Source organism: Clostridium sp. C105KSO13 (genome assembly GCF_001517425.1).
Lineage (GTDB): Bacteria > Bacillota > Clostridia > Lachnospirales > Lachnospiraceae > Muricomes.
In genome coordinates this window covers 1-659 of sequence record NZ_FBWL01000021.1, presented here as the reverse complement: position 1 = coordinate 659, position 659 = coordinate 1, and the positions used below count along the sequence as shown (strand labels likewise).

Below are 659 nucleotides of genomic sequence, written 5' to 3'. Positions count from 1 at the left end.
AGAAAGAGTTATCCACCTCTTCTCCTGAATGTATTTACAGCATCCACATCAGGTGATTTTGAAAAAAATAAATTTCGTCATTTTAACGAAGAGATTTTTTGGGGTTTATGCGGGTGTGAACAGTAACATCTAACTTAAAACATATCAAATAGCATTTGTAGAGATACAGACATCGAGTCTGCAATATTCATAGTTTGATTAAGCTCATAAATTCAAAAGACTATCTGTTCATGTCTAATCCCAAAACTCATCAGTCTGTACATACTCTACTTCATAATTCCCATCAATTTCAACTTCATCAAATGCATTCTTAAGACTAACATATGCTTCTTTATTATACCAATATACTGTCCATTTTGTATCTTTTCTAACACTCTCTTTGATTTTCAATAAATATGGAATATCAACGCTTCCAGCTGACCAACCAATTACTATTACATGTTCTATTATATTTAAGTTTCTAAAAAATCTACTATGAAAATCAATTATTGAGTTAGTATCTTTGAATATAGCCTCCAGATAATCAGCAATCGGTAAGCGCTCAATAAAATAGCGGATACCAAAAAACTTGCAATTCTTATACAATGGTTGTAAGAATTGCAAGCGTTTTACTACATTTATATTTGCTAGATGCAAGCATTTTACTCTACATTGCACCA

General features: G+C 31.3%; 1 protein-coding gene. It reads right to left on the bottom strand.

The window, feature by feature from the left end; genetic code table 11:
* Positions 1–234: 234 nt before the first annotated feature.
* The coding region (locus BN3456_RS00060) for an AbiH family protein (RefSeq protein WP_207644069.1) at positions 235–659 on the bottom strand (425 nt) is incomplete at its 5' end.